Here is a 26,335-nt window from a genome sequence, read left to right as displayed (position 1 = left end):
ATCTCGAAAAGATCACCGGGAAGAAGCCGGCTATCGTTCGCGGTACGGCTGGCGGTGTGAACATCGTACTCGGCGCGCATCCTTTGAACGACGACCTCGGCTGGAAGACACTTAGTCCCGATGAGTTCATCATCGATGTATCGAAAGATACGGTCCGCATTGCCGGCGGCGTCGGACCGTCGGTATATAACACAAAGAACAGCAACACCTATGTTCAGGAGCGCGGCACTTTGTACGGCGTATACGAATTCCTTGAGACGCTCGGCGTACGCTGGTATCGCCCTGAGGTGTGGGGAGAGCATGTGCCGTCACAAGCAAGGATAGAACTGCCTGCGGGGAGAAAAAAACATCAGCCCGGCTATCGATACCGGATGGGAATGCACAATTATTGTCAGGATGGAAGAGAACAGACCGCGGACGAAGGATCGCGTACCATGCTTTGGGGGTACGCAATCATATCAATACCGGATTATACGGGACGAACATGCAACGGTACGGCGGATCGTTCCAAATGAACACCGGCCACGCATATATGTATATACTGCCTGCGGAGAAATATTTCAGCACGCATCCGGAATATTTTTCGCTGGTGAAAGGGAAACGGATACCGGATTCCCAACGCTGTCTTTCAAATCCTGAAGTGCAGGAGTTGTTCGCGGCATTCCTCATTGCAAAGCGCAGGGATAATCCGCAGCTCATGGCGGTTTCCGTTGAGCCCAATGATGCCCTGCCTTGGTGCGAGTGTGAACAATGTCGGGCTATGGATGATCCGGACCTCAAGACCAGCCATGGGGGCGGCGTATCGGCGGCGAACCGCGTATGCGCTTTCAATAATATCGTCGCACGAAAGGTGCAGGCTGTATATCCCGAGCTAAAGCTCACGTGGTACGCATATCATCAGCACACGGAGATCCCCACGCTCGTGAAAAAGCTCGAGGGTGCACCGATCGTTTGGGCTGCCGCCTTTAATGTTGCATACAGCGACTGGCATCGTGATCTTGAAGATCCATCGAGCGAACCGAACAGCAGATTCCTGGCCACGCTGAAAGGATATCCTCCGCTCGGCGCAGAACTTTTGATCTATGAATATTTCACCGGGTACGCCTGGCTCGGGCCAATGCCCATTCTCGGGATGATAACCGATCGAATGCGAAATTACCGGAAATACGGTGCGGTCGGTGTTTACTGCATGCCGGTGGGGAATTGGGGGGGACAGGGCAATACGATGTATCTCACCGTTAAGATGATGTGGAACCCGGACCTTGATGTGCAGAAGGAAATGGACCTCTACTACACGAACTATTTCGGACCGGCGGCGCTGCCTATGAAACGGTATTATGAAACGATGGAACGTGCGGTGCCGTCCGGGCCGCTCTTCATCAGCGGCGGATATATGCTCGACCGTTTTTTTACGGATGAGATGCTTGCAGCGCTCAACCCGCTCATCGATGAGGCACGTGCATTGGTAAAGGACAAAGCGCCGTATGAAAAGCGTTTTGCCGATGTAGCCGCTGCGCATCGTATTCCGCGCGGATTAAGGGTGTTTGAGAACCAGAAAAAAATGCCAACAGCATCGGGGCGCTTAATACACTGGAAAACATTGAAGCATTCGTAACGAATAAGGAAAATAACGGGGTGTTCGAGAACCGCAGAAACGGCGAGCCGTTGGGCTTTATACGGAAGGTAATGAAGGCGCTCAGAGAGTCCTCGCTTGAGGTGTTCGGTGATTCACGGATAGTCGAGACGCTGGACAAAGAGTGGCGATTTTTTGCCGATGCGAACAATAATGGTGGATCGTGTTTCCTTCCCGAATATGAATCAACTGCGCGCGGATGGCTTGTGTTGGATGCCGATCGCTGGTGGCAGGAGCAGGGATTTAATGGATACTACGGCAGTGCGTGGTATCGGAAATGGTTCATGCCGCCGACGGTCGCGGACGGCAGGCGGCTCCTGCTTGCCTTCGGGGCGGTGGACGGCGATTCGGTCGTCTATCTCAACGGAAAAAAGATCGGCGAGCATATACTTGGCGAGAACGGTTTGGGATGGGATATGCCGTTCAATTTCGATATTACCTCACTCATGCTGCAGGGAAAAAGCAATCTTATCGCAGTAAAATGTACGGATACCGTGGGGATGAGCGGCATGTTCAAGGGTGTTAAGATCATCGAAAGCGATGGAGCCATCGTTGCTGAGAGCATCGCATCGAACATGCTCGTGAACGGTTCGTTCGAGGATGTCGACGGCAAGAGTATCCCCAAGGGCTGGCTTCTGTACTATCCCGGGAGTCTCGCAATCGACGACTCGGTAAAGTACACCGGTGCGAAAAGCGCGCGTATCAGTGCTTCAAAGGTTGACAGCGGCAAGGCACCATGCTTCCGACAGGAATTCCCGTGCGTTCCCGGAGAAAAATATACTGTCTCGGCATATATTCGTACAGAGAACTGTCTCAACAGTGCTCCATTTCTGCGCGTGGCGTACAAGTCCGCGGACGGCAAGTGGCTGAGCGCGCCGAATTTCGCGGGGTTGCCGACAGGGACGAGCGACTGGAAGCGTTATCGTGCGACGGTGACGGTGCCCAACGGTGCGGCGACACTGCTCGTATATCTCTTCGGCGACTACCTGGCCGCGAAGGATGCGACGGATGCGGCAGGCACGGTATGGTTCGATGATGTGCAGCTTGAGAAAAAATAGTTGGACATCATACTGCGACAAGAGGCTGCCAGTGGAACGGCATTATCGTGCGGTAAAACAGATCGAGGCGATCAGCGGATCCGCTGCGGAAAAGTGATCGTGCTATCTGAAATTCCGGCGTACGTAGTCGCGCGGGGAAATGCCCGTTGACCGCTTGAACGATCGGGAGAGATGGAACTCGTCGAGAAAACCGGTCTCATCGGCTATTGCGCGGAGCTTTTCACCGCGAAGGATGAGGAGCTTCGCCCGTTCGATGCGCAGTGTCACGAGCGTTTCCATCGGCGTTTCGCCGCATTCTTTTTTGTAGATGTGAGATATTGTCGATGTGCTCAGGTGCGTGCCTGCAGCGATGTCGTCAAGGGATATCCGTTCTTTCAGGTGCGCCCGCAGGTATGTTCTGACCGCGCGTGTTGTCTTTGACCGCGCCGGAGCGGCGGTGGTTTCGCCTGCGCGATACGTTTCATCCGCGACATGCTCTGCCGAAAGCAATGTCTCGATGATGGCAATGAGAATGGCCTGTGCTTTCCAGAAAGCCGCATCGCCGCGTGAATCGCCGTCGCGCGCGGCATCGATGATCATTGCGCCGATACGCTCTTCGGGATCTTCGAAGCGGGCATAGTGATGCGGACGACGGATGAGCGCCTGAAGGTTCGCCGTTTCGCCGCCGGTAAAAAGCACGAAGGCGCTTTCCACCGATCGTTTCGTTCTGACCGAGTCTTCCCAGTATGCGGTTTTCGGCGGGTAGAGATGTGCGGTATGCGGAAGACGCTCCCTCCATTTCCCGTCATCGATGCGATAACTGCCGCAGTTCGTGATGCTGTAATCGCGCGCCCAGACGGTATGTTTGATGGCACTTTTACTGAAAAGCGATTCCCGTTCGCTGACGGTCGCATTCACTATTTTGGGGGCAAGTGAACAGTCGTTCGTCCAGGTATGTCCTATGGTCATAGCGATGCCGTGCGGTACAAAGAAAATGCCGTCAGGTACATGTGCGTTCTCGTTTTCATGATTATTCTTGTGAGTATAGAAAAGAACGCAATATTGTCAATCGCGCGGAGGAATGCATGATGTCACATGCCGCAAAGGCTGCGGTGTTCAACGGCGTCGGTAAACCCATGGACATACGCAGTTATCCGCTTATCGCCCCGGGGAAAGGCGACGTGTCGCTTCGGATGATCGCAAGCGGTATTTGCGGTACTGACGTTCATATCGTGAAAGGGCGGTTAGCGCTCCCGGCAATGGATGTCATCATCGGCCATGAGTTCATCGGTGAGATAACGGGGCTCGGTGATGGTGTGACAACGGACGGTCTTGGGAATGCGATCGCGGTCGGCGATAAAGCCATCGCCTGTGTTGCGGTCCCGTGCGGTACATGCTTCAATTGCAGGCGGGGCGAAACGGCGAGCTGTCTTAACTTCGGTGTGACCTATATGAAAGATCCCGCAGCGGCGCCTCACTTCTTCGGCGGTTATGCCGAACATCTCATGAGCCCGGCAAAGAATCTTGTGCGTGTGCCGGACGGCATCGCTGTCGATGCGGTCGCTGCATTTCCCTGCGCAGGACCTACCGTATTGCGCGCATTCGAATACGCGGGCGGGATAGATGCGGGTGCATTTGTTGTCGTTCAGGGCACCGGGCCGATGGGCCTTTTTGCGATCGCGTATGCGGCGAACATGGGGGCGACGGTCATCGCCGTGGGATCGGCGGCGAACCCCGAGCGTATCCGTCTTGCGAAGGCGTTCGGTGCATCGGCGGTACTCGATTACCGTTCGTCGGCGCAGGAGCGTATCGATTCGATAATGAAAGCGGCGCGGGAACACGATCGCGGCAACGGCGCCGATATTGTCATTGAAACGAGCGGATCGCCGGCATCGTTCGTCGAAGGGCTTTCGATCATACGTACGCGCGGGAAATATATCGTGCCGGGGCAGTATTCATCGAGCGGGGCTGTATCGATATCTCCCGAAATGATAACCTTCAAGGCGGTGACCATTGTCGGGAGCGGACAGTATACGCTTGCCGACATCGGCGCCTATTGCGCGTTCATTCAGAACCATCCGGGGCATGTGCCGATATTCTCGCAATGCATCACGCATCGCTACTCGATAGAAGATGCGGACATCGCACTTGAGAATGCGGCGAATGGAATCTCCATCAAGGGGGTGTTCACATGCTGACGGCGGAATACGATTGGCGGACGGTGCTCGAGCATGCTCGTTCGACCAACACGCGCGCACAGCGATATTTTCTGACCGCGTATTGGCGCGGACTTTCCTATCGCGAGCATGCAGGTGAGGCTGATGCGCTCATGCGTGCCTATGCGTTCAGGAATGTCTGTGCGCATGTTTCGCCGATCATCCCTGAAGGGTCGCGAATTGCAGGAAGCATATCGTCGTTCTATGCCGATACACTTCCGTCGGAAATATCGCGTGATGAGTTCGAAGCGGCGCTCGATGACGACACGGCGAAGGGGCGGCGTTTTTTCCAGGTCGGCTGGGACCACACGCTCGGCGACTATGCGCGCCTTTGCGCCGAGGGCATTGACGGCTTCATCGAACGTGCAAAGCGATCGCGTGCGATGCATGCGGCGAAAGAAGAATGCGACACGATCGATGCGATGATAATATCGCTTGAGGCGTTCTCCCTTTTCATTGAACGCCATGCACAAGCGGCGACGATGGTCGGCGATGCATCCATGGCGGAAGGTCTTCATCATATCGCACATGAGCCGCCGCGGACATTGCAGGAGGCGATAGCGCTTGTCTGGCTCACGCATATCCTTCTTTCCGGCGAGGGCCGCACGGCCATGGCGCTCGGACGTATCGATCAGTATCTCTACCCGTTCTACCGGCGCGATATCGACACGGGGTGCATCACACGCGAAGACGCACTTGAACTTTTTTGTCATCTCTGGGCGAAAATAGAAGAGCATCACGATGTGACGAATATATGCATCGGCGGGCTTACGCCGGACGGTGAGGATGCGACGAACGAACTTTTCTATATCGCACTTGAAGCAACAGCGCTCGTAGAGTCGCCATCGACGAATCTTTCGGCGCGTTTCCATGACGGCACGGACGAGCGTTTCTACCGCGCATGCTTCGATGTGATAAAGACCGGCGTGGGATTTCCCGCGATATTCAACGATCATGTGCTCATCGAAGGACTTATGCGCATCGGCATACCGCTTTCTACCGCGCGCGATTACTGTATGGTCGGCTGCATCGAGACGATGTTCGCAGGTCGTCAGCCGGCGTGGGGTGACAGCCGTTTTAACATCCTGTCATGCGTATCCAAATCGCTTGAGCGGATTTCCGGTGAAAGCGAACGATCGTTTGAATTGCTTTGGGGGTATTTCATCGACAGCATGCGTGATGACCTTCTCCGTCATGTCGATCATCTGAACGGACAGTTCCTGCATTATCCTGCCGAACGTTTTTCAGATCCATTCCTTTCGGCGCTCACGAGCGACTGCATCGGCCGTGCGAAGGACGTCAATGCAGGCGGCGCCGAGTTCGAACGCTTTCACGGCATTGCCGGCATGGGGCTTGCCTCGGCGGCGGATGCGCTTGCGGCGGTACGTACGCTTGTGTTCACCGAGAACGCGGTGTCATATGATGAACTTATGACGGCGCTTGAGAAAGATTTTATCGGCCATGAACCGCTTCGTCGTATGCTTTTGAATCGCGCGCCGAAATACGGCAATAATGATCCATTGGTCGATGACATAGCAGCTGAGATCGTCAGCGTATTCACGTCCGCCTGTCTCTCTCATCGTATCGTCGGGGGCGGACGATATGTCGCCTGCATGGCGGCGAACGTGCAGAACATACCGGCGGGCAAGGAAGTGAAGGCCACACCCGACGGACGCCATGCATACACACCGCTCTCCGATGCGGCATCTCCCTATTTCGGACGCGATGCGAAGGGGCCGACGGCTTTTCTCTCGTCGGTAGCTGTCCCAGACACATCAGATGCGCTTGGGGGTACGGTCATCAATATGCGCTTCGATCCCGAACATTACAGCGATGATGACGGAGCGGGGCGATTTATTTCGTTCATGCGGTTCTTTGTCGAACATCGGATACAGGAGCTTCAGTTCAACTTCACCCGGCACGAAGACCTCGTTGCGGCGCAGCATGATCCTGAGCGTTACAAAAGCCTTGTCGTCCGGGTAAGCGGTTTTTCTGCATACTTCACCGGACTTTCGACGGATGTGCAGAATGATGTAATACGGCGACGAGCGCATGGGTAATGCGTCTACTCTCCGTTTTCTGCATGAGCGGAGCCGTTCTGTGCATTGCTGTCCGTGGTGGTTCCTGCTATACTGATGCGAATCAACGTGAAACGGAGATGTCATGATCATTCGTTATCTGCTTCTTGCGATACTATCCACAGCTTTTATGGTGAATGCTCAGAATGTTGCGGCTGCTGCGGATACGCCCACACCTGTCGGCGTTGATCTTATTCCGAACGGCGGATTTGAAGATGAATTGACCGGTAACTGGAGACCCAATAACTGGGCAAAGAATGAAGTGGATCTTACGCGCGATACATCATCGCCGCATAGCGGAAAATATGCGTTCCGTATGGAGATGAAGCGCATAACCGGCGCGTCGGCGCTTGAACTCTATCATGTACTCAAGCTCAATCCCGGCGATCTTATCGAGCTTCGTTTCTGGCTGCGCGGCGGTGCCAATATCGGACCAGTGGATTTCAGTCTCCGTCCGGTCGGTCCGTACCGCGCGTTCAGTCAGGTGTCATTCGCTCCAATCGATGACTGGACGGAACATGTGGTCATGTTCGTTGTCCCCGAGGTCGCTGGAACGAAGGAGTGGGGACTCTATTTTAATTTACCCATCGTCAACACGGTCTATTTTGACGACGTGCGCGTGCGGCGTCTGCCGGAAAAGGATGGCGCCTCAGCACGGAGCGGTAATCTCATTAAGAACGGTTCGTTCGAGGCCGGCCGCGTACACTGGTCTGGCGACATCCGCGCGAACGCGAAAGGCGGGTATCGCGCCGATACGCTCATCAACGATGATTCGTATGATTTCACGATCGATCCGGATGCCGCGGCAGGTAAACGCTGCTGGTCGTTCCAGAATCCGGATAAGGCCGCTTTTACCCTGACGAGCGCCTATTTTCAGGCGAGGTACGGACATCCGGTCACACTGGGGTTTTCGGTGAAAACATCGGTGCCGTCACGTTTTTCAGTAAGCCTCGGCTCCGGAAAAATTAATATAGCATGGACAGTGACGAACTTTTCCACAGCGGGCGGCGCATGGGAACGAAAATATTTTACGGTGGTGCCCAAGCCGTCAGCGAGCGGGTCGTTCATACTTGCGTTCAATTTCGATGCGCCCGGTGAGTACAAACTCGATAATGTTACTGTCGTAGAAGGCGAGACCGATATTGCGGATGCTCAACCGGCATTGCCTGGGGCTGGATTGATCGCTGCGGACGCCCTGCATCCAGGCAACGTGTTCTACCCCGGCGAAAAAGTTGCATTCGACCTTATGACGATGGCTGGCGGCGAGCTTGACATTGTAACGCTGGATGCCTGGGAAAAAGTCGTCGATACAAAGACGATTCCTGCGAAAGACATGACACGGTTGGTATTCCCCAGTACGCGGCAGGGCGGATTTAAAATTGAAGTACGCGAACATGGCGGCCCAAGACTTTTCAGCGAATTGCTTTATTGCGTTGTTCCACGTCTCAAGCCAGCATCTCAGGTAAAGGACTCTTTTTTCGGTACGCACTCGCTTTTTTCGGATTATAACCTTGATCTTGCTGATAAGGCGGGATTCCGCTGGCTTAGGCCCTATCCGCCGCATTACACGGCTTGGTATCTTATCGAGGAAAAGCCCGGGAACTGGCTTTGGCTTACGAATCGTGTGGCGATCGCTGCCGCGCGCGGGTTCAAGATACTCGGGCTTCTTAATACGACGCCCGTGCATCAGGGCGATTCAGATCCGGGTAAACAAAGTACTATCTGGTACTCGTATCCGCCGAAGGACTGGGACGCGTGGCGTGATTATGTGACACGTGCGGTGACAACGTTCGCGCCATGGATACAGGACTGGGAGGTGTGGAACGAGCCGGAGGGGCAATTTCTCCAGGTGAAAAAAGGGGAGAACAAAGACGATGTCTATGCTCGCATCGTCAGCGAGAGCCGCGCGGCGATCAGCGCGATGGGAGCGAACGTAAAGCTTCTCGGTCCGGCGGGAGCCGGTGCGGATGATAAAAACGTGGAGGCTTTCATCAAGAGCGGGCTTTTGATGAACATTGACGGCTATTCACATCACTGGTATGCCGAGAACATTTCGCTTGATCAGGTTTCCTATACTGGAAAACCGGTGATCGTAAGTTTTCCTGAACGGCTCAGCGCTATCAAAAGCTACGCGGGAAAACCGCTTGAACTCTGGCAGACCGAGGGCGGCATCTATCTCTATGCCGGCAGGAGCTGGATGAACAGCTGGGACATCCCGCCGTCGTCCATGTACGGTGCGCGTGATGCGGCCAATACTCTGGCGCGTACGGTGGTCTCAGGAAAAGCCGGCGGTTACAAACGGAATATCTTCTACAAGTTCCATGCGAAGCCGACGGGGCGTGCATCCTACGCCGACTCCTGTTCAGGGTTGAACGATGTGGATGGAACACCATCGCCTGCGTTCGCTGCTCATGCGGTCGCGGTCTCTTTCATCGAAGAGGCGACGCCCGACGGCTATCTCTATCCGGATATTGCCGGTATACAGAAGTACGGTGCGTTCGTCGGGCGTTTCATCAAAGCGGGCAAGCGCATCGACGTGCTCTGGTCGAGAACACCGACGGCGCTTAAGAATTTCCCTGCCGAGCTGTGGACGTCGCGTGCGGCATTTGACATGATGGGAAATTCTGTTGCCGTTGGCGATACGATGACGGTCGATATAGATCCGGTCTATTTCGTCGAGCAGTAGATTGCAGCTTCATACTACGGTATATGTATCGCACCAAGGACGGCATCAAAGATGATCGGCTCAATTGATGATGCACCGGTGTCGGGAGATGTATTCCCGCCCGGACTCAGACGCGTTACGTATACCAACGAGCATGACGGTTCGCATGATTGGGCGCTTGCACTCCCCGGTGATTCTTCAACATGGGCGGTGAACCTGCACGGGCACGGCTCGCACGGCGATCAGCTCTATACGCGTCAGGACATCCGCGATCGCTGGCTGCCGGAATTTATATCCGCGGGTGTCGGGATACTTACACCGAACCTTCGCGGCAATGCATGGATGAACGACGCTGCCGTTTCCGATCTTCATGCACTGATCGGACATATCCGTGATGCCTGCGGCGGAGAGCGTTTCGTTTTTTTCGGCGGTTCGATGGGCGGTGCCGGGAATCTTATCTACGCGATACGTCATCCGGAGGATGTGCACGGCGTGATAGCTCTCGGTGCGGTAAGTGATATCGCATCATTTTGGCAGTGGGCGAAAAATCATCACGGCACTCCGAGCGCGATAGCGAAAGCGATCGCCGATGCGTATGGTGGAACACCTGATGAGCGGCCGTCGGCATATGAGGCTCATTCTGTCATCCGGCACCATGAGCGCCTCTCGATGCCCGTATTTCTCGCGCACGGAGCTGTCGATGCCGTAATGCCCGTGTCGCAGGCAAGACAGCTTGCGGAGGTGAAGTACGGTGACGCACGTTTTATGTATCATGAATTGCCCATCGGTGATCATGATGCACCGCTTTTGTGTGACGAGGCTTTCTCGTTCTTTCATTCCCTTTGCGGCATCACTTGACGATGAAAGCGGACGGCGTATACTGTCGTTATACGCGCAAAGAGAATTAAAAAAAATATCTTATGGCAGGCGAGCGCTTTAATAAAACTGTTGAAGCTTACGGGTTTGAAGTAAAATGCAAAATGAATATAATAGATCAGAGAAAAGAAATAAGAAAATGAATAAGATCGGAAAAGAAAAAAGCGTGTATATCAAACGGCTGGAGCGGTCGCGTGTACGCGCTGCTCAGCCTGCTGCCATGCCGAATACGAATGAACGCGCGCCCGATTGCGAGCGTCTTCTTGCCCTGTACGGCATATCGTTCGATCTTGCCGCACATACCGCGTTCAACAGGGCACTGTTCACCAGTGTCAAGGACAGTCGGCGATTAACCGAAGCGGCGAACGGTATCGTGCCATTCTATCTCGTTCACCGGAAGAATTCCCATATCGACCGTCACAGCCATTCATTCTTCGAGCTCACCCTCGTCGTGAACGGCAACGCCCGATACATGGTCGACGGAGCACGTGTTCCCGTGTCGACGGGCGACATCCTTTTCATGAGCCATCGGCAGCATCATTTATACGAGATCGGCAATGCCCCCTTCGATGTCATCAATATCTGTTTCGATCCGGCGCTGCTGTTCCCCGGCGCTTCCGGCCTTTCGCTCGATCACTATAAGAACTTCCGTCTGCTCCGTGCGTTCTTCTGGGAGGACAGATCCGGCGTCCGCTTTCGTCCGGAGGAAGCGATATTCCGGCGCCTCGTCATGCAATCGCTTGAGATGATCGCACGCCGCGACAACAGCATCGAGTCGCGCAAGAGCTGCCTGCACAGTCTGCTGCATCTTCTTTCGTCATCCTATGAAACGGCGAGGCCGCTGCATCCCGCTGAGGACCGCTTCCTCAAGCAGGTCATGGATGTGCTCTCGGACGGCGCCGCGGAAACCCCGTCACTTACCGATCTTGCGCGGAAGATAGGAGTAAGCCCGTCGTCGTTCTCCCGGCAGTTCAAGAAACGCATGGGCACGAGTCTTCCCGATTTTTTCAACGGTATAAAGATAGAACGGGCAAGAGCTCTACTGCGCGGGGCGGATATATCCGTTACCGATGCTGCGCTGCAGTGCGGGTTCCATAATCTCTCGCATTTTCACCGCGTATTCAAAGAGCGTGCCGGTATGACGCCGCAGGCGTTCCGGGATAATGCAAAAAAGCACACAGCGGCTGCAAAATAACGCAAGACAAAGAAGACACGATCGGTTATACTACATATAAAGATGAAAGCACCGAGGTGCCATGTATGATAACGCGCTGCATCGCTGCGGTACTGCTCCTCGGATCATGTGCGTTCGGTCAGGAACGGCTCGTATTCGATGCGGAGAAATATTCCTCTCCTGCGGATGCATGGCTTGTCGATCAGGACACGCAGGATAAGTGGAATTTATGGACCACTGAGAAAGATGCGAAGAAGTACCGTTACAAGGGGACGGTGCTCAAATCTCCGCGGGTATCGGCCGACCGCAGCACATCCGAGGAGGGGGCGCCGGCGCTCCATACCGTGATACGCGGTATCCCCAATGGACTGTGGAAGGTATCGATACGATACGGACGGGGGCTTGCCGTCTCCTTTGATGGGGGCGAGTGGCAGAACCTGCAACCGAACGACGGCAAACTCGGTGTTTTCGATATCACCAACAGCGTTTTTTCTTTTTGGGCGGACGACCGTTTCGCAGACACCGCGAATCCCGGCTCCTGCTATTACGACTGTGTCGTCTTCGAAGCCATTCCTGCGTTGGAACGCGGCGCCCGCCGCTTTTGGCCGGACAGCGATATCGGCAGTATAGACACGGATAATGGAGTGTGGCGCACCGGCAAACAGATATTGTCGCAGACGGATACATCATTTTCCACGAGCGAGGTGTACAGCAGGATATACGGTGCCGGGGACTATCAATATGTCACGGATGCGGCGACGTGGCAGAAGGCATTCGTTGCGTCCGATCGATTTGCCATGCCCAACTACGGCATACGGGCGGACATCGAGCATCTTCCGGAGACCGAGTATACGGATAAAAAGGAATTCGGCTTTCTCCTCGATTATTCCGATGCAAAGCACTTTTACAAGATATACTGCCGGGGAGACAATAAGCTCTGGCGATTCGAGAAATATAATGGGGATAAGATATTCCAGATCGGCCAGCCTTTTTCCTGGACCGGATCAGTGCCGACCGTCTCGGTTTTTCGTGACAGGATTGAAGGCACCATCGAAGTACGGTTCGGCAGGGATAAAAGGATAATACTCAAGGAGTCCGAGCTCGGTGAAGGGCGTGTCGGCTTTTTCACCAAAGGCGCGCGTGTGCAATTCGTCAATCCCGAATGCTGGGGGCAGGCACGGGCATACGCGAGCACTGCCGGAAAGGAATACGGCGCCGCGGAGAGGAGCGCAGTTCCGGTACGCGTGACCATTTACGAATTCGAGGAAAGGAATGCAGAGATACATATTTCGCTTAACAATGGATGGGGCGAAGTCGTCACGAATATTGCAAAACCACTGCTGTTAAAAGAAGGCCTGAATATTTCCGATCATTCATTCGATCTTTCGAAATGGGACAATGGGGTCGCACAGATACGGGCGCAGGTGTTCGAATCGAGGAAGATGGTCCTTGAAAGCAAGATAGGCACGCTGCGCATCAAGGCCGCATCGCTTCCCGTTGAGTTCGGACCTGCGATCGAAAAGAAGGATGCCCGCGCCGAGACGAGCGCATTCCTCATGGCTACCATCGCCGGGCACAGTATGGATAGTCCTCTCGATGCTTCCAATCAATTCCTTCAGGCAAAGACCATCAGGGCGAATGGCGGCAATGCCGGATATATCACCTTCGAGTGGCGTAAACTGCAGACGGCAAAGGACAGGTACAACTACGGCAATTACGCGAAAGCGATAGACATGCTGCATGACACGGGGCTGAGCTCCTATCTCAGCCTCGGGATGATATCCGGCGCCCCCGAATGGTTCACCTCCGAATTCGGCGAGGAGAACGTTGATAATCAGGGCCGTTTTCAGTTCTTTCGGCGGTCGGTCGCCGCGGTAAAGGATATACCCGGCCATTACCCCGACCCCTGGGGCGCGAATTTTCAGAGATATTTCTTCGAGTATGTATCGAACGTGGCGCTTCATTTCAAGAACGATCGACGCGTCGTCGGATATAATCTTTTCGCCGGCGAGACCGAGATCGGTTTTTACAAAGACCTTACGGATGACAGCATTTACGGGTACAGCGAGATCTCGCGGAAGAAGTTCATCGATTATCTTCGTTCCGAAAAGAAGTATTCGCTCGTACAGGTGGCATCCTTTACGGGGCAGACATTATCATCCTGGGATGAGGTGCGTATCCCCGAGCCGCCGCGGAGGGATATCACGAAAGTGTCACGGATGTGGATAGCCTTCCAGGATTTCAGACAATGGACCGAGATGTATTTCTGCGAAAGAATGATCTCGACGATACGGTCTATCGATCCGGATGTACAGCTGTCCCTTGCCGCACACGGCCGCGGGGATGAGGTGGCGCTCTGCCGGCTCATGCGCTCCAATAATGTCAGCTGGGATATTTCCGCCGCAGAACCGCCCGCGGTGGGGCTCTATCACGGGAGCATTGCCGCGCAAAACGGGGTGCGGATATTCTGGGAGCCGGGAAGCGTCCCGCCGGGCGAGTACGATCTTTCGGCATCGTTCATGAACGTGTTCAGCCACGGTGCAAAATCGTTCGCATGGATATCCGGGATGCTTTCGGCGCGTTCCAACACCCTCGATACGTTCCGCGGCCTGGGGGCGCAAGGACTATCCGAGATCGGCGGCTTGCGATCGCTTCAGAGCGATATGGCGCTCATTTTCTCGCACGACAGTGATGTATATATACCGGGGAGACACCTCCATCAGGTCTGGCTACATCGATCCGGGTGGGAGCTTTCCGAGGCATGCGTATTCGGTCATCTCCCGGCCGAAGTCGTTTCCGACCGATCGGAGGGTGGGATCGCGGCGTATACACTGCTCATCGATACCGATTCGCGCATGCTGTCCTCGCGATTCATGAAAAAATTGAGCGAGTATGTCTCGTCCGGCGGCATACTTGTGCTCTCTTCAGAGACCGGGAGCTATACGACGGAAACGTGCACAAAGGACTATGAACTCCTGCGGGGTCTTGGCTTGGAAATCACGGGCGATGGCCCGCCGGCGACGGCATCTGAAAGTATCCTTACGATGGATCATGACAGTTATCGCGGCACGCTTCCGATTTACAATGTGCTATCGATGCCTGTCTACAAGAACCGTGTCGTGACCATCGGAGAGAACCGAGACGACGGGCTCTCCGCCGTGTTTTGGAAATTCGGCCGCGGCAGCGTGCTGATGCTGCCCGGAACACCGAAATGGAAGGAACCGGAAGGCGCTCGTTTTCTCGCCTCCGTGCATCAATGGGCGAAATGCAGGAAATATGTGGAGACATCGCCGGATGTCCGTTGCGAAGTGAAATACAATGGCAACACCTACTATCTTGGCATGTTCAATGAGACCGGCGCGCCGCAAACGGCAAAAGTACGTTACTGCGATCTGCCGTTCAAAGGCAAGAAGTATCGTGTGGTCGAACTGTCCGATATGAACAGAAGTCCGTGGGGCGTGATCAGCGGGAATACCTTGCTGGAAAAGGGCATCGAGATCGGGCTGCATGGATACGAGTTTCTGGTCCTGAAGATGGTCCCCCTTACTCAGTGAATTCAGAGGAGTGTGCTGTATGAAAAAATCATGCTTCGCAATTGTCGTCGTTTTTGCATGTATCGGACTGTCCGCAGCGGATGCAGCCGTAGTGTCGAACGTGTTCGTAAACCCGATGCGCGCAATTGCGTATCGTCCGCAGGAAGTGTCGGGCATCAACTACGATGCGCTTATCTGGATGATGCAGGCAAAGGATGTTTCGTTCATCGGAAATCGAATTCTTGGCGCGGGTGATCTCCTCAAACAGATAATCATCACCAACGGCGCGGTAAGCGGCACCGGCTTCACCGACGGTGTCACTCGCTGACGGTGATACGCGGCGAACGAATACAGATCAATGAGGTTATCATGAAGAACGGCCCCATCGCATTCTACTTCATCAACCATTTCATCGAAGAGGATGAGATACGCCTGCAACTGCGAGGCCTGAAAGAGCAGGGGTTCTCCGGCCTTTTCATGCACTCGCGCGCGGGAAATCTCATCCCGTATCTCTCCGATCTCTGGTTCGAACGCATCAACTTCATCATCGGTGAATGCATACCGCTTGGTCTCGACCCCTGGCTTTACGATGAAGACCCGTATCCGAGCGGTGCAGCCGGCGGACTTGTGACCGCTCAGCATCCTGAATATAAAGCAAGGACATTGCAGGCAGCGGAATATCCCGTCGGCGGAAAGCGCATCGACATCACGGTGCCGATGGGGAATATCATCGGTGTCTATGCGTTCCCGAAGGTTCTGCGCACCGCGGGCAAGGGTCCGTGGATCGATATCATTTCGAAATGCGGTACGGTACGCACCGATTGGGGTGAGATGGGAAAGGGTTCGCGGGATTATTATCCGCCGTTCAAAGGAGCCATGAAACCGCATTATCGTGCGATGAGCTATGATCCTGCGATACGGATATTCCATGAAAGCGATACGGCGATAGAAAAGATAATCGTGATAACGGCAGTTGCCTTCAAGGGCGGGGTCTGGGGCGATTACCCCGATCTCATGAATCGCGGGGCGACCGATCTTTTCATCGAACTGACGCATGAGCAATATCGTAAGCGTGTTAAGAAAGAATACTGGAAATATATCCCCGGGATATTTCTCGATGAATCGAAACTGATGCCGACATTTCCGTGGAACGATGCGATACCGAAGCGCTATGAGGAGAAATACGGAGAGGTGTTCAGCACGGTCCTGCCGCATATCTTCGGAGACCACTCGAAAGAGAGCCCCGTCATCCGCAGCCGTTACCGCACGGTCACCGGCGAGCTTTTCAATGATAATTTTTTTCGGCCGATACACGCCTGGTGTAAAAAGAATCGCATGCAATCCTGCGGTCATATTTCGCCCGAGGAAGAGCCGTTCGGACAGCAGGTCAATACACCGAATCTCATGACGCTCCTTAAGTCATTCGGCATACCCGGCGTTGACAGCATCAGTTCTCTCATCGGCAGCATGGAACACCCGCTCATCAATATCGGCCCGAAGATAGGCGAGTCAGTGATATCGCAGACGGGGCGGCGTGACTATCTCGTTGAAGCGCTCGGCGTTTCCGGAGAGGACCTTGACGGTGACAGGATGAAAAGCATCATCGACTGGTGCTTCTCGTTCGGGATAAACCGCATCTGCATTCATGGGCAGTTCTACAGTCTCGATGGCCCGCGCAAACGAGAAGCGCCGCCGTCAATATTCTATCAGCAGCCGTATTGGGAATATTTCAATACGTTCAGCACGTATATCGCCCGTGTTTCGGGGATACTACGGACGGCACGGCGCGATGTGGTCGCCGGATATCTGTATCCCGCCGCGTTCTTCAATACGAGGACGATCGAGCCGCGGGCGGGGTCACCGCGGAATGAAGAATTCTATCGTCATGCATCGGCGATCGGCGCGGATATCATACGCCTTTCGTCAAATCGCATCGCTTTCGATCTTGTCGATGACATTGAATTCAAAACAATACCGCTCATTGATAAAAAACTCGTTGTCGGCAAGGCGCGGTATGAGATGATTTTTATTCCCGATGTGCCGGTGCTGTCAGCCGAAGCGATCGAGCGCATCAAGGAACTCGTCGATAGAAAATATCCCGTCTATTTCATCGGAAAGCCGCCGCTCACGCTCGATGGGAAGAATATCTGGGGGCGTACGCGCATTGTCCGAGCATCGCCGAAAATAATGCGGACGATAGCAGAGAGGATGCTGGGTGAAGGACATGTTCATCTTGATATCAAAATCCCTGAGACCTGCACTATCAGGGAAATGCGTGACGGGACCACGCGATATTGCTTTGTCTATAATCAGGGAGACAGATCTGCAACGATATCATGTTCAGCGAAGAGCGGTTCGCTATCGATACTCGACGCCAACAGCAGTGAGTTCACCGGAGCGGGTAATGCAGCGACGATGATAATTCCGCCGCATCATGGGGTTCTTATTAAGCATGTGAAAATAACATCTATCCCCCGGCCCCTTCCCCCTTCAAAAGGGGGAAGGGGTGCCCGAAGGGCGTGGATGGGGGTTAATTCCATCGACCTCACCGCTGCAAATTGGCGATGCAAGCGCCTGCAGGATAATTATCTGCCTTTGAAAGAATGGGATATTCACGTGAACGGCAAACGCAGGGGGCATATCGCCCTTCCGGTGGCGCAACTGCCGTCAGCAAAAGCGTCCGGAAGGAAAGCAAAACTCACGTTTACCGCACCGTTCCATGTACAGGATATGGTGAAGAACCTCCGCCTCCTTGCCGACCGCACAACGATAGAGCGGTTCTCAGTTTCGATCAACGGCCACCCGCTATCCCGCTTTACCGCCTGCCGCGATTTCGATGAATCGAATCGATCGGTACTGATATCCCCTTTCGTGAAAAAGGGTATGAATTCGATATCTCTATCGACGACGGATGACCCTGCGCGTGTGCGGCATATTTTCAAGGAAATGCTTTACCTCATCGGCGATCATTCGCTTGCGCGGACCGGGCGCACGTATCGCATCGCACGGGATAATGGATCGACGGCACATGGGCTTATACCGTGGCATGAGAACGGCTGGCCGTTCTATTCGGGCATCGTACGGTATACGGCGAAGATCACCGTATCGAAGCGGAAGGGTGACCGTTGTCATATCGTATTCGATTATCCCGGCGCATTCGCCCACGTGCGTGTGAACGGTACCGATGCCGGTATCGTATATGCACGACCGTATCGCATCGAGATATCGGATATTCTCCGGGATGGCGTGAACACGATGGAAGTCGATTCGGCGAATACGTTAGAGAACGTCATCGAAGGGAGTGCCGCACCGGCCGGGATACGCGGGAGCGTACGGATACACATCCAGCGGGCTCGCTGATGCTTGTGTGCTATTGCCCGAAAAGCCGCTTCATTTCTTCGACCGCGCGCGATACCGCCGCTTCGTCGTCCGGCGATATCCATGCCGCCTCATCCCTGCGGAACCATGTCTCCTGACGCTTGGCGTATCGCCGCGTGTTCATCTGCACCGTGTCGACGAGCGCGTCATAGGAAATGCCGCCGGCAAGATGCGCCGCTGTTTCCTTGTAGCCGATGCCCTGCATCGATGTGTTCGCCGCCGTAACGCCGGATGCAAGCAGTCCGCGCACTTCATCGATGAGGCCGCGTGCGAACATGGATGTTACGCGCTCATTGATGCGCGGGTAGAGCACGGTGCGCGGCACGTGCATGCAGAACATCATCGACACGAGCGGGACAAGGGGCGTTCGGCGCGATTGCATGACGGACATGGGCGTGCCGGTCTTCTCGAACACCTCAAGGGCACGCACGATGCGGCGTTCATGCGTCGGTGAAATTTTTGCCGCGATGGAAGGGTCGACGTCCGCGAGGCGGCGGTACAGATGTGCGATACCTTTTTCCCGTGCCTCGCTCTCAAGGCGGGAACGTATCTCCCCGCCGTCATCGGTCTCCGTGAACATGCCGTGCATGAGCGCGCGCATATATAATCCCGTCCCGCCGACGATAAAGAGCCGCTCAGTTCCCGCAAGCACCGCGGACGCGGCGGACACATAATCGGCGACGGAGAAATCCGTATGCGGATCGACGTGATCGATGAGGTGATAATTGAAGCGTGAGCGTTCGGATACGCTCGGCTTTGCGGTACCGATGTCCATGCCGCGGTAGAGCTGCATGGAATCTGCGGAGAGAATGGCAGCGTCGGGGAAATGCCGCTCAATGATATCGTGTGCGAACGCCGTTTTTCCCGATGCGGTGGCCCCCGCGATCATGACGGCGCGAACGGCGTTCATGGGTGCGGACGATTATTTTTTTGCTTTCTTGGGAGCGGCTTTCTTGACCGGTTTCTTGGCGACCTTCTTCACCGTCTTTTTCGCCGGTTTCTTCTTGGCGTCATCGCCGTCCGCCGCGGCCGCTTCGGTCCCTTCGCTTTCTTCAGCATCGTCAAGCGCTTCGATATCCTCGTCGGCCTCGTCGTCGCTTTCATACACTTCCGATTCCAGCGCGGAGTCGTTCACATCATCGATGACCTCATCGGCGTTCTCCGCAGAGGCGTCCGCCGCGACAGGCTCGGGGTCGGGGACATGGAATTTCGTTTCGTCGTATATCTCGTTCGAATGCATGAACGGCGCATGGTCGTCGACCTTCGACGGGAATTCCTTGCCGTATTCATATTTGATGCGGCCTTCCATGACGTTCTTGATGACCACCGAGATGTATTTTCCTTTGTTGACCTTCGTTTCGTTGTAGAGAAGGCCCTTGCCGTTACGGGCAAGTTCTATCATGGCGCGCGCAAGTTCATAGCGGTTGCCTTTGTACTCGATCAGTTTTTCCAGCGGGATTATCATCGTTCGTTTCTCCTTTGTGTTCGGTGCATCTATATGCCGGCTTCGCCGAGATAGTGCCGTATCGCCCCGGAAAACTCCGCATAGGCGCGCTCAAGCACATCGTTGACGATGACGACATCGAAATGTTCGATATATTCCATCTCTCGTTTCGCGTTCCACATTCTCAGGTCTATCTCCTCGGGCTTGTCCGAATGCCGCGCGGTGAGCCGCTCGCGGAGCACGGCGAGCGACGGCGGGCGTATGAACACATAGAGCGCCTCCTGCTTGCGCGCACGAAGCGTCATCGCGCCCTGCACATCGATGTCGAGGATGAGGTTCGTCGTCTCGACCTTGGCGAGCTCCGACAATGCCGTTCCGTAATAGCCGCTGTGCACCTGCGCCCACTCGAGGAATTCCCCCCGCGCGATCATCGCGAGAAAATCCGATTCCGCCGTGAAGTGATAATCGCGTCCGTCCGTCTCACCGTCCCGTTTCGGCCGGGTGGTATGCGACACGCTGAACTGTATCGACGGCGTCTCTGAGAGCAGCCGTTTTATCAGCGTAGTCTTACCGCTCCCCGAGGGGGCGGTCACGACGATGCATTTTCCCATGGCACGATCTCCGGCACGAGGGCCCTCTCACTACCGCCCCGCCCGGCTTTTACGCCGATAGAGGGCGGTCCCGAGAGCGATGGATTATACCATATCCTGACTTCTATTGCAATCGGAAAAAGCGGGCCAAATCATCATAATGGGGAAGAAAAACCACAGAGGTCGCAGAGAAAATACCGAGAGGAAACGGAGAGATAAAATAAAAAACCACCTGTTGGGTAAAAACCAATATCTGCTCTTCTCTGTTTTCTCCTGCTATTTCTCTGTGGTTGCATTTTTCTTACGTGATGAATTCGGAGCGGGTGCGGCGATCGTGGTCCGCCTATGTCAGTATGTTCGTACGCACGTACAGGAGCATTTCATCGTCTTTCCGCGGGTGTGCATGCCGCCATGCGCGCTGCTCCTGTATCGATCGAATACGCGGCAAAAGCGCGGCCGTTCTCGCCCGTGAAAAAATGCCCGCGGGTATGCGGGAGGCGGGCTTGTCGTATCGGGGGAAGAGTGCGTTCCGGTAATGAAAATAGGCATCGTCGAGTTCATCGGATATAGGCTCTTCCCCGTCGGGGACATCCATCGAACATGCCCGATGCACGACGGTCGGGCGTCCGAGCGCGAGCGCACGGTAGCAGTAATCAAGGAACGTATAGGCGGCGCTCCGGAACTGATGGAATCCGCCTATCTCCTGATAGAGCCCGCGGTCGAAAAGCCCGATGCCGCGGTACGCAGAAAGCGATATATCGATATCCGCCGGCTCGCTGTATTCGAAAGCAATGGTCTCATCCTCCGTGATATAACCGTTCATTACCGACCGGGCTTTTCTGCCCTGATGAGAGAGCACCGGCGCGATGACCGCACATGCCGTACCGCCGGTATCGATCTCCGAAAGTGACAGGGATGTGACCGAGGCATCTCCCGGCATGATGAGCACAAAACGTGCGCTGCTCTCCTCCATACCGAGCAGAGCGGCAGCGGTGTAGGATATCGGTTTTGCGGGCACGATATACCGCACCGACGGGAATTCCCGAACGAGGGATATCGCATCGTCGGAATGTGAAGCATCGACGACCATCAACGCGTGGGGAAAATCCCCGAGCGAGGCTTCCACGGAACGAAGCGCAACGGACGACGATATATCGCGGCTGATGATGACGACGGCAAGCGGAAGATCGCGGCTCTGCGAACGCGTGCCGCCGAGCTCGGCGAATGGCGTGAGCCGTCCGCTCATCGGCATACGAACAGAACGATTACTTGAGAAGCCGTTTGATCGCTGCTTCGACTTCCTCAGCCGACTTTTCGCCTTCCCACCCGGAATGTGCGAACTGGATCTTCGAGCCGCTCACCATGAAGAGCGCCGGGGCATGTATCACCCGTGTCTTTTCATCGAACACGCCGTATGCGGTAGCGGCATTGAGGTAATGATCATCGACGATGGGATACGTGATGTTCCATTCGGTGATGACCTTCTGCACGCGGGCGACACCGTCCGTCGTCCATGATTCGCCGTTGTTCACATCGACAGGCTCGGCGCAGACGAACAGGAGCGCAACACCCTTGTTCGTATACTCGCTCACTATCTTCTGCACCGCAGGGATCTCGTTCTTGCAGTTCTTGCACGAGGAATAGAAAAAGCTGAATACGACGACCTTGTTCTTTGCTGCAAGCGTTTTCAACGATACGAACGTGCTTCTCCCCTCCTGCTGTGCGTTGAAGTCCGGGAGATAGAACGTTTTCATCGGGCTGCCGACCGCAGGCAGGGATGCCCCGGCGAACACGAAGCTCGCGGCGGCGATGATAACGGCGAACGGAAGTATTTTGCGTATCATAGGATAGTACTCCTCATTTGAGTGACGGGATTGTACATCGGGCATGGTTTTTTTGCAACGCGCTGCGCGCGAGCGAGCGACACAAAGTCGCGAGCCTCTTTTTCGGGAATACCCGCCGCGGCCGCTCCCTTTTACTATCGGATGAAATTCGTCATCCGTTTCTGTTCGGCTTCCGGTTCGGTCACGACGCCTTTCCCGTGAGCGATGAGCTTCATCATCCATGCCATATTCCTGCCGAGCACCTGCATGATCTGCACACCTTCCTCGTCCTCATGTATCTCTCCGGGGCTTCTCCCGTGAATGATGTTCCAGTAATTGGACGCGGGGACCATCATCTCCGTGATCAGAAGATAACTGTTCAGGTCCTGAAAAGCTGACATGCCGCCCGAACGGCGTACAGCGACCACCGCCGCGCCGACCTTATGACGCACGATACGCCGGTGAGAAAAGAACAGGCGGTCGAGGAAATTCTTCATCGAGCCGGCTATCGATGCATACTGCACCGGTGAACCGAGGATGAGACCGTCCGCGCGTTCGATCTTCTCAGCCGTCCCGTTGACAATGTCATCGGCTATTATGCAGACGCCGGTCTTTGCGCATGAGCCGCAGGCACGGCACCCCTCGCGCGCTTTATTTCCGATATGTATCATCTCGGATGATATCCCTTCTTTGCCAAGTTCATCGGTGACGAGCTTCAATGCCTGGGCTGTGTTGCCGTTCTCTTTCGGGCTTCCGTTCAGTGCGACGACATGCATCGGTATCTCCTTCTTTCGGCGTTTCGTTCCCCATCCTATCTTATATCATCGGTCCCGTCAAAACATCGAACTGTTCATTTGGCCGCGGATGTGCTATGATGCTGTCCCATGAACTATGAACATGTCATGAAAAGGCTGATGGCCCTCAAGAGCACAAAGGACATGGCCCGCATGGCCCGCGTCGGAATGCGCATGGAGAATGCGTTGGGAATTTCTCTCTACGACATCAGGGATCTCGCGCGCTCGATTAAGCCAGACCATGCACTCGCCGCGCGGCTCTGGGCATCCCGCTATAATGAAGCTCGAATACTTGCGGGAATGATCGATGAAAAGGACAAAGTGACCGATGCGCAGCTCGAGTCGTGGGTGCACGATTTCGATTCCTGGGAGATCTGCGACCAGACATGCGACAACCTTATCTCCGATTCGAGGTTCGCGTACAAAAAAGCCGTCGCATGGGCCGCGCGAAAAGAGGAATTCGTTCGCCGTGCGGGGTTTACGCTCATGGCGATGATAGGCTGGTACGGCAAAGGATATTCCGATGCGCGGATAAAGAAATTCCTCCCGATCGTCGTGCGATACGCGGACGACGAGAGGAATTTCGTGAAGAAGGCGGTCAACTGGGCGCTCAGGAATATCGGAAAGGGAAGAAGCATCGCTTTGCATACGGCCGCATTACGGACGGCAAAGATCCTTGCGCGATCCGATTCGAAGTCGGCGCGGTGGATAGGGAAGGATGCGATCAGGGAGTTGACATCGAAGAAGAAGATAGATCGATTGCGGGTGATAGAGGCGAAGAGGAAAGCCAGATAACTCGTGGCCGTGAACGCCCACTCCATCTGCAAGAGGTTGCGCTTCACCGTGAACGGTTCGCGCGATTGAGCACCGGCCGATCTTTATGGATATTGGCTTACACAAAGCCGTCGGCCTTCAGGCCGATGGCTTTTCCCTCCTTGCACATAGCGCCGTCCTTCAGGGCGGCGCTTACAAATACTCCCACGTATATCCTTTCTTCGCCGCTTTCAGTTCCGCCGGCGTCCCTTCGATGATGATCCTTCCCCCGCCGTCGCCGCCCTCGGGTCCGAGATCGATAAGCCAGTCGGAATTCCGCATGATGTCGGGATTGTGTTCTACCATGAGAACGGTGTTGCCGTTGTCAACGAGACGATGGAGCACTGCTATGAGCTTCCGCACATCGTCGAAATGAAGCCCTGTCGTCGGCTCATCGAGAACGTAGAGCGTATGTTCGCCGGTGCCGCGGGCAAGCTCGCGCGAGAGTTTGAGTCGCTGGAGCTCGCCGCCGGAGAACGTGTCGAGCCGCTGTCCGAGCTTCACATAGCCCAAGCCAACTTCGGACATGAGCATGAGGGATTCGCGTACGCCTTTGTGATGCTCGAAGAAGCCGATGCCTTCATCGACGGTAAGTTCGAACACATCGGCAATGGAAAGCCCTTTGAATTTCACCGCGAGCGTTTCCGCATTGTATCGCTTGCCTTTGCATTCCTCGCAGACGACCTCGAGGTCGGAGAGGAAGTGCATGGCTATCTCGCGTATGCCCTTGCCGTCGCAGGCCTTGCATCGCCCCTCATGGCCGTTGTAGGTGAAGCGCGATGATGTGTAGCCCTTGACGCGTGCGAGCTCGGTCTTTGAGAACACGGTGCGTATTCGGTCGAATATCTTGAGATAGGTCACGAGCGTGCTCCGTATCGAGCCGCCGATGGAAAGCTGATCGACAAGTATCACCTGATCGATGACGGATTTTCCGTTCTTTTCCATGCCTTCTATCGCGCCATAGCCGCCGCGCGCTTTTCGCCGCTGAAGCACATCGGCCGCCGCTGCATGTATCGTATCGACGACGAGGGATGATTTCCCGCTCCCCGAAACACCCGTTACCGTCGTTACCGTGCCGAGCTTTATCGATACGTCTATCCCTTTGAGATTATTCTTCGATGCTTTACGCACGGTAATGACATTCCCGTTTCCGGTGCGATACGAACGTTTTGCATCGCCTGCGTTCATCTCTCCGCGAACATATTTCGCCGTGAGCGTATCCGCTTTGTCGAAAGCGGCACGCGGTCCGTTGTACACGACCTCGCCGCCGAAATGTCCCGCACCCGGCCCCATGTCGATGATGTGATCGGCCGCGTCTATCGTTTCGCGGTCATGCTCTACGACGATGAGCGTATTCTTGAGATCGCGGAGCTCCTTGAGCGTTGAAAGGAGCTTTGCGGTGTCGCGGGGATGAAGACCGACGGTCGGTTCGTCAAGGACATAAAGCACGCCGGTGAGTCGGCTCCCGAGCTGGCTCGCCAATCGTATCCGCTGCGATTCACCGCCGGAGAGCGTGGAATATTTCCGATCGAGTGTGAGATAGGAGAGCCCGACTTTATCGAGAAAGGTGAGCCGTGTGCGTATCTCTTTTAACACTTCGCGCACGATGGTTCGTTCACGGTCGGCGAGCTCTTCTGGTAATTTCTGCATGCGTTGGGCAAGTGAAGCCACCGTCTGTTTCGCCATACCGCTGATATTCGTTCCGCCGATGCGGTACGATCGTATCTTCGGGTTCAGTCTGTCGCCGTTACAGGCGGGACACGGCGTCTCGGTCATGAAGAGACGAAGGAGGTCATCGATGTATTCGCTGAAATCCTCTTTCATGAGATCGTTCGAATCGTACCAGCGGCGGATCGTCTGCGACATGCCGTCGTTCACGCCGTCGCCGAAGAATATTATCTTCTTGATGCCCTCATCGAGTTCGGCGTACGGGATATCATAGAGCTTCTTTTTCGGGAAACCGTGTGTGCGCATGAGGCGTACTATCGGCTGATGGAGCCAGCCGCCCGCCTCGATGAAATAGCGGTGGAGGCGTTCATTGAGCGCGCCGGCGAAGAAGGGCTTGTTCCCGTCGATGATCGCACGCTCGGGGTCGAAGTTCATTGAGCTCCCGATCCCTTTGCATTCCGGGCAATGTCCCCAATGCGAATTGAACGAGAAATGACGCGGTGTTATCTCATCCTCATACAGAATGCCGTGCTCAAGGCAGGCCGGGAATTTCGTGTAGTATTCGTTCCTCGTGCCGACGGTGACACGTGCAACGCCCTCGGTATAGGTGAAC

The 26,335-nt window shown here is 55.0% G+C and carries 20 protein-coding genes; 12 read left to right on the top strand and 8 right to left on the bottom strand.

Annotated elements, in window-relative coordinates:
• The 3 genes from AABZ39_19580 to AABZ39_19570 form a co-directional block, all read left to right on the top strand.
• Nucleotides 1–515 (top strand): hypothetical protein (locus tag AABZ39_19580; protein ID MEK6796985.1); only part of this gene is annotated, 515 nt, incomplete at its 5' end.
• Nucleotides 512–1,615: a DUF4838 domain-containing protein gene (locus tag AABZ39_19575; protein ID MEK6796984.1), complete on the top strand. Its 1,104-nt coding sequence runs from the start codon at nt 512–514 to the stop codon at nt 1,613–1,615. The genes AABZ39_19580 and AABZ39_19575, both read left to right, overlap by 4 nt.
• 71 nt (nt 1,616–1,686) lie before the next feature.
• On the top strand, nt 1,687–2,691 hold the full coding sequence (locus AABZ39_19570; protein MEK6796983.1) for a carbohydrate binding domain-containing protein: 1,005 nt from the start codon (nt 1,687–1,689) through the stop codon (nt 2,689–2,691).
• A gap of 102 nt (nt 2,692–2,793) precedes the next feature.
• Here AABZ39_19570 and AABZ39_19565 read toward each other — a convergent pair whose 3' ends face one another.
• Entirely contained in the window at nt 2,794–3,639 is an 846-nt protein-coding gene (locus tag AABZ39_19565; protein ID MEK6796982.1) for an AraC family transcriptional regulator, read from the bottom strand.
• A 116-nt stretch (nt 3,640–3,755) separates the two neighbouring features.
• On the opposite strand from AABZ39_19565, the gene AABZ39_19560 reads away from it, so the two are divergent.
• From AABZ39_19560 to AABZ39_19525, 8 genes are all read left to right on the top strand, one after another.
• Nucleotides 3,756–4,868, top strand: coding sequence for an alcohol dehydrogenase catalytic domain-containing protein (locus tag AABZ39_19560; protein ID MEK6796981.1), 1,113 nt, complete (start codon nt 3,756–3,758; stop codon nt 4,866–4,868).
• Nucleotides 4,862–6,946, top strand: coding sequence for a pyruvate formate lyase family protein (locus AABZ39_19555; protein ID MEK6796980.1), 2,085 nt, complete (start codon nt 4,862–4,864; stop codon nt 6,944–6,946). Before AABZ39_19560 ends, AABZ39_19555 begins: the two co-directional genes overlap by 7 nt.
• Before the next feature lie 103 nt (nt 6,947–7,049).
• Nucleotides 7,050–9,650, top strand: a complete 2,601-nt coding sequence (locus tag AABZ39_19550; protein MEK6796979.1) for a hypothetical protein — start codon at nt 7,050–7,052, stop codon at nt 9,648–9,650.
• Nucleotides 9,651–9,701: 51 nt separating this feature from the next.
• Nucleotides 9,702–10,487, top strand: coding sequence for an alpha/beta fold hydrolase (locus AABZ39_19545; GenBank protein ID MEK6796978.1), 786 nt, complete (start codon nt 9,702–9,704; stop codon nt 10,485–10,487).
• Nucleotides 10,488–10,644: 157 nt separating this feature from the next.
• Nucleotides 10,645–11,700 carry an AraC family transcriptional regulator gene (locus AABZ39_19540; GenBank protein ID MEK6796977.1) on the top strand — a complete coding sequence of 352 codons (1,056 nt, stop codon included), beginning with the start codon at nt 10,645–10,647 and terminating at the stop codon, nt 11,698–11,700.
• 65 nt (nt 11,701–11,765) lie between these two features.
• Nucleotides 11,766–15,233: an alpha-amylase family protein gene (locus AABZ39_19535; protein MEK6796976.1), complete on the top strand. Its 3,468-nt coding sequence runs from the start codon at nt 11,766–11,768 to the stop codon at nt 15,231–15,233.
• A gap of 19 nt (nt 15,234–15,252) precedes the next feature.
• Nucleotides 15,253–15,540, top strand: a complete 288-nt coding sequence (locus AABZ39_19530; protein ID MEK6796975.1) for a hypothetical protein — start codon at nt 15,253–15,255, stop codon at nt 15,538–15,540.
• 41 nt (nt 15,541–15,581) lie between these two features.
• Complete coding sequence (locus tag AABZ39_19525; protein ID MEK6796974.1) at nt 15,582–18,572, top strand: hypothetical protein; 2,991 nt, start codon at nt 15,582–15,584, stop codon at nt 18,570–18,572.
• Between the two features lie 10 nt (nt 18,573–18,582).
• Here AABZ39_19525 and miaA read toward each other — a convergent pair whose 3' ends face one another.
• From miaA to AABZ39_19495, 6 genes are all read right to left on the bottom strand, one after another.
• Nucleotides 18,583–19,500 carry a tRNA (adenosine(37)-N6)-dimethylallyltransferase MiaA gene (gene miaA, locus AABZ39_19520; protein MEK6796973.1) on the bottom strand — a complete coding sequence of 306 codons (918 nt, stop codon included), beginning with the start codon at nt 19,498–19,500 and terminating at the stop codon, nt 18,583–18,585.
• Between the two features lie 12 nt (nt 19,501–19,512).
• Nucleotides 19,513–20,055 (bottom strand): hypothetical protein, encoded by a 543-nt coding sequence (locus AABZ39_19515; protein ID MEK6796972.1) that lies wholly within the window; start codon nt 20,053–20,055, stop codon nt 19,513–19,515.
• Between the two features lie 29 nt (nt 20,056–20,084).
• On the bottom strand, nt 20,085–20,645 hold the full coding sequence (gene gmk, locus AABZ39_19510; protein ID MEK6796971.1) for a guanylate kinase: 561 nt from the start codon (nt 20,643–20,645) through the stop codon (nt 20,085–20,087).
• Between the two features lie 322 nt (nt 20,646–20,967).
• Entirely contained in the window at nt 20,968–21,876 is a 909-nt protein-coding gene (locus AABZ39_19505) for a hypothetical protein (protein MEK6796970.1), read from the bottom strand.
• Nucleotides 21,877–21,889: 13 nt separating this feature from the next.
• On the bottom strand, nt 21,890–22,468 hold the full coding sequence (locus AABZ39_19500) for a TlpA disulfide reductase family protein (GenBank protein ID MEK6796969.1): 579 nt from the start codon (nt 22,466–22,468) through the stop codon (nt 21,890–21,892).
• 134 nt (nt 22,469–22,602) lie between these two features.
• A complete protein-coding gene (locus AABZ39_19495; GenBank protein MEK6796968.1) occupies nt 22,603–23,223 on the bottom strand; it encodes a flavodoxin family protein in 621 nt (206 codons plus the stop codon).
• A 126-nt stretch (nt 23,224–23,349) separates the two neighbouring features.
• On the opposite strand from AABZ39_19495, the gene AABZ39_19490 reads away from it, so the two are divergent.
• Entirely contained in the window at nt 23,350–24,036 is a 687-nt protein-coding gene (locus tag AABZ39_19490) for a DNA alkylation repair protein (protein ID MEK6796967.1), read from the top strand.
• Nucleotides 24,037–24,207: 171 nt separating this feature from the next.
• Here AABZ39_19490 and uvrA read toward each other — a convergent pair.
• The coding region (gene uvrA, locus AABZ39_19485) for an excinuclease ABC subunit UvrA (protein MEK6796966.1) at nt 24,208–26,335 on the bottom strand (2,128 nt) is incomplete at its 5' end.

The sequence above is a fragment of the Spirochaetota bacterium genome, from assembly GCA_038043445.1.
In the GTDB taxonomy this organism is placed as follows: domain Bacteria; phylum Spirochaetota; class Brachyspiria; order Brachyspirales; family JACRPF01; genus JBBTBY01.
This window is presented reverse-complemented; position numbering and strand designations above follow the sequence as displayed.